The organism is Kineococcus glutinatus, from assembly GCF_039542765.1.
GTDB classification, from domain to species: Bacteria; Actinomycetota; Actinomycetes; order Actinomycetales; family Kineococcaceae; genus Kineococcus_A; species Kineococcus_A glutinatus.
Genome location: NZ_BAABIL010000219.1, coordinates 1 through 4,665 on the forward strand (window position 1 = coordinate 1; position 4,665 = coordinate 4,665).

The 4,665-nt window shown below is 75.8% G+C and carries 4 protein-coding genes; all 4 read left to right on the forward strand.

Annotated features, from left to right (window positions below; genetic code table 11):
• Window positions 1-292: 292 nt before the first annotated feature.
• Complete coding sequence (locus ABEB16_RS09410) at window positions 293-1,204, forward strand: hypothetical protein (protein ID WP_345711998.1); 912 nt, start codon at window positions 293-295, stop codon at window positions 1,202-1,204.
• The gene (locus ABEB16_RS09415; RefSeq protein ID WP_345711999.1) at window positions 1,204-2,565 is read left to right on the forward strand and encodes an O-antigen ligase family protein; all 1,362 of its coding nucleotides are present in this window, start codon (window positions 1,204-1,206) and stop codon (window positions 2,563-2,565) included. The genes ABEB16_RS09410 and ABEB16_RS09415 overlap by 1 nt, the downstream gene beginning before the upstream one ends.
• Window positions 2,562-3,128 carry an acyltransferase gene (locus ABEB16_RS09420; RefSeq protein ID WP_345712000.1) on the forward strand — a complete coding sequence of 189 codons (567 nt, stop codon included), beginning with the start codon at window positions 2,562-2,564 and terminating at the stop codon, window positions 3,126-3,128. Before ABEB16_RS09415 ends, ABEB16_RS09420 begins: the two co-directional genes overlap by 4 nt.
• Before the next feature lie 273 nt (window positions 3,129-3,401).
• Window positions 3,402-4,665, forward strand: a 1,264-nt coding sequence (locus ABEB16_RS09425) for an NPCBM/NEW2 domain-containing protein (protein WP_345712001.1), incomplete at its 3' end; no start/stop codon positions are given.

The window sequence follows — 4,665 nt, forward strand, 5'->3', positions numbered from 1 at the left end:
CGTCCGCCACCTCGTCCGCGTCCGCCACCTCGTCCGCGTCCGCCACCTCGTCCGCGTCCGGACCCGTCACGCCACGCGCATCCACCACGCCGCGATGCTCCCACCCGCGCCCGCGGCGGTCCCGGCGGAGGCCGCCGCGGGTTCCGCTCGCCATCGCGGCCGCCGGGCGCGCATCATGTCCGGGCCGCGAACCCCACACGAACCAGTACGCTCAGCAACCAGCCGAACACCGGGAGCAGTGCGCCGACCGGGCGCCACCCCGCTTCGGGCCACCAGCGGACGGAGCCGCCTCGTGAACGCACCGGATCCCACCACGGCGCCCGCCAGCCCGCTCACCGCCCTCGCGCGGCGGTGGTGGTGGGGCGTCGGGCTCGGGCTGCTGGGGCTGGCGGCGGGTGTGGGGGCCAGCTCCACCACCCCGGCCACGTACGTCGCCGAGTCGCGGGTGGCCGTCGGCAGCACCAGCCTCGACGCGCGCGTGGTGGCCGGCTACTCCCAGGCCACCCAGCAGCTCGCCGCGGACCTGGCCCGCTACGTCAACGAGCAGCAGGCCGAGGCCCTGCTGGGCCAGGTCATCGGCGCGGGCGCCGACACGGTCCAGGTCGTCGCCGCGTCCCCGATCCCCGAGTCCAGCATCATCCGCGTCGAGGTGACCGGGACCGACCGGGACGTCGCCCAGCGCGGCGCGACGACCGTGGCGCGGGACCTCACCGACCGGGTGAACGCCCTCTCGACCCAGCAGCCCACCGAGCTGCTCGACGAGTACACCCGGCTGTCGCGGGACGTGGCGACGTTCGACACGCAGGTCCGGGTGGCCCAGCAGCAGCTCGACGACCTCGCCGCCGACGAGGACACCTCCGACGACGAGCTGGCCGAGGCGCAGCAGCGCCTCACCGACGCGCAGAGCGCGCTGTCCGTCGCCAAGGTCCAGCAGACCGCCACGGGCCAGCGCTACCAGGCCGCCGAGACGTCGGTGCGCTCCGCCGAGGGCCTGCGCATGATCAGCGACGGGGTCGTCACCACCGACCAGCGCACCTCCCAGATGACGCGCTTCGGGGTGGCCGGGCTCGGCGGCGGCCTCGTGCTGGCGCTGATCGCGGCCTCCGCGCGCGAGCGGCGCCGGCCGCGGCGCCGGCCCGCGGGTGTCCACCTGCCCGCCGAGCCGGAGCGGAGCAGGCTCGCCGAGCACGCCAGCAGGCGCTGATGCCCGCCGCGGCCACCGCCGCCGGTGGCCCGTCGACCGGCGGCCCGTCGACCGGGGGCCTGCTGCGCCGGGTGGCGACCGCGCACCCGGCGTACGTGTGGTGCTTCGTCGGCTCCCTCGTGCTGAGCGTCTTCTCAGGCCAGACCTCCGGCCTCGGCCTGCCCGTCGGCCCCGACCGCCTGCTGTTCGGCGCCGGGATGCTGCTGCTCCTGCTGGACCCCGTGGCCTGGCGGGCCGGCGGGCGCCCCCGGCTGCGGGCCGTGCACGTCGTGATGGCGGCGACCGCGGCGCTGACGGCCTGGTCGGCCGCCGCGCACGGGACGCTGCTGACGCCCTACGGCTTCTTCGCGCTGCTGGACCGGCTCGTCGTGCCGTTCCTGCTGCTCTGCGTGGCACCCGTCGTCTTCGCCACCACGGCCCGCCGCGACCTGCTGCTGCGCTCGCTGGTGCTCGTCGGGCTGTACCTGGAGCTGACGGCGCTCTTCGAGAAGGCGGGACCCGCCTCGCTGGTGTGGCCGCGCTACATCCTCGACCCCACCGTCGGGATCGGTTTCGGGCGCGCCCGCGGGCCCTTCGTGGCCTCCGAGGCCATGGGCATGGCCATCGCGCTGTGCGCGTTCGCCGCCGTCCTGGGCACCGCCCGGTTCCGCGGCGGCTGGCGGGCGGTGTCCCTGGTGGTGGTGGTGCTGGCCCCGGCGGGGGTGGTGCTGCCCCTGACGCGGTCGGTGTGGCTGGGGACGGCCGTCGCGGTGGTCGTGACGTGCCTGGTGTCGGCGCGGCTGCGGCGCTGGCTGCCGCTCGTCCTGGCGGGCGGGGCGGTGGCGGTGCTCACCGTCCTGGCCGCGGTGCCCGGGTTGCAGGAGAGCGTGACGGAGCGGGCGGGCACCACCCGCTCCGTCGACGACCGCTCGAACACGAACGTCGCGGCGCTGCGGGTGGTGCAGGAGCACCCGCTCACCGGTGTGGGGTGGGTGCGCTTCATCGAGGTCAGCCCCGACTTCGTCCGCCAGAGCGCGAACTACCCCGTGACCAGCGTGCGGATCGAGGCGCACAACGTGGTGCTGGCCCGGGCCGCGGAACTGGGGCTGCCCGGCGCCGCCTTGTGGGTGGCCGCCGCGCTGCTGGGGCCGGCCGCCGCGGCCCTGCGCCGCCCGCGGGGCGCGGAGCACGGGCAGTGGCGCCTGCTCGCCGTGGCGTCGGTGTGCCTGTGGACGTTCCCGGTGCTGCTGAGCCCCAACCCGTACCCGTTCCCGAACTTCCTGGTCTGGACGATCGCGGGCATCGCGCTGCGCCCGCACCTGGTGACCGGCGACCTCGGCAGCGGCGGCGTGCCGGTCCGGCGGGGAGGATCGCGACCATGACCGCAGCACCGCGACGGGCGCTGGCGGCCGCCGCGTACCTGGGTTTCGCCCGGCACCTGCCCTGGTCCCCGCGGCCGGGGGGGCGGGCGGCGCGGCGCATCAGGGCGGCGCTGGCGCGCCGGATGCTGGACGGGTGCGGGCGGGACGTGAACGTGGAGCACGGCGCCTGGTTCGGTTCCGGCCGGGGCATCGTCCTGGGCGACCGCTCCGCGATCGGCATGGACGCGCTCGTCATCGGCCCGGTGACCATCGGGGCGGACGTCATGATGGGCCCGCGCTGCGTGCTGCTGGCGGCGGGGCACGAGACCGCCTCGCTGGAGCTGCCCATGGCCCAGCAGGGGTTCCGGCCCGAGCGGACGATCGTCATCGAGGACGACGTGTGGATCGGCGCCGGGGTGACGATCCTGCCGGGCCGCCGGATCGGGCGCGGCAGCGTGGTGGGCGCGGCCTCGGTGGTGACGGTGGACGTCCCGCCGTACACCGTCGTCGCCGGCAACCCGGCACGGGTGGTCAAGCACCGCCGCCCGGCGCCGGGCGAGCCCGCGGGGACCGGCCCGGGCTGAGCGCCCGTTCCGGGCTGCACCGCGGCACCGTGACGGTGCGTGGGCGGCGTGCGGTGCCTGCGGCCCAGCGGTTGCTCACAGTCACCGTCACCGGGCCCGCCGTCCGGGTGACGGTGCACCGGCCCGATCCCGGCGACGTCGTGCGGGGCGTGTGCGAACGGTGAGCGCCAAACCTCCCGCGCGGGTGATTGCACCCCCCGGCGGCGAAGGGTGCGCGGCGCGGGACCGAAGCGATGGGGGTCCGCACGATCCCCTCACCGCCCGGGAGATGCCTTGTTCCGCACGCGCCTGCTCGCCGCAGCCACCACCGCGGTCACCGCCTCCCTGCTCCCCTTCGTCCCCGGGGTCGCGGCGCAGGCGACGACCGGGACCGGCACCGCCATCGCCCCCGTGACGAGCGCGCAGATGCCCGCCGGTGGCGTCTTCAGCCCCGGCACCGCGTGGCGCAAGGACGTGCGCAGCGCGCCGGTGCACGAGAACTCCCCCGCCATGGTGCAGAACGTCACCGACCAGGTGGCGAAGTACTACGGCGGCGTCGCCGCGTTCAACGCCTACAGCTACAGCACCAGCGTCTACACGGTGCCCGCCAACCAGCCGCGGGTGGACGTGCGGTGGAGCAACTGCCAGGGCTGGAGCTGGACGCCCAAGGACCTGCTCGGCCCCGGGGGCCAGTTCAACCAGGTCCCGATCCCCGCCGACGCCGTGCCCGCCAAGGGCACCGACAGCCAGCTCACCATCTACTCCCCCTCGACCGACCAGCTCTGGGAGTTCTGGATCGCCAAGCAGGTCGACGGCCAGTGGAGCGCCTGCTGGGGCGGGCGCATCGACGGCGTCTCGCACAGCCAGGGGCAGTTCCCCGGCACGTTCGGGGCCAGCGCCAGCGGCCTGGCCATCGCGGGTGGCACGATCGGCATCAAGGACGTGCAGTCCGGCGTCATCGACCACGCCATCGCGCTGCACCTGCCCGCTCCCGGCACGCACACGGAGGTGAGCTGGCCGGCGACGCGCAGCGACGGCTTCGACACGTCCGCGGGCCGGGTCCCCGAGGGCACCCGGCTGCGGCTGGACCCGTCGCTGAACGTCGACGCGCTGGCGCTGCACCCCATCGCCAAGATGGTCGCCAAGGCCGCCCAGAAGTACGGGTTCGTCGTCACCGACACCGCCGGCTGCGTCGCCGTCATCGCCGAGAGCCCGGCCGCCGCCATCGCGGCCACCGGCGTCGACCCGTGGAAGGCGCTGATGGGCGCCACGCCGGACTACGCCGTCATGAAGAACTTCCCGTGGGCCAAGCTGCAGGCGCTGCCCGCGGACCACGGCCGGGCCGAGGCCGAGGCCGCCGCGGTCCAGGGCGCCACGTACGTGTCGGACACCGCGTTCCGCACGGTGCGCAACGGCTGGGGCCCGGTCGAGCGCGACCGCAGCAACGGCGGGCAGGCCGCCGGCGACGGCAAGACCCTCACCATCGGCACCACCACCTACGCCAAGGGCCTGGGCGTGCACGCCGCCTCCGAGGTCGTCGTCCCCGTCGGCACCGCCA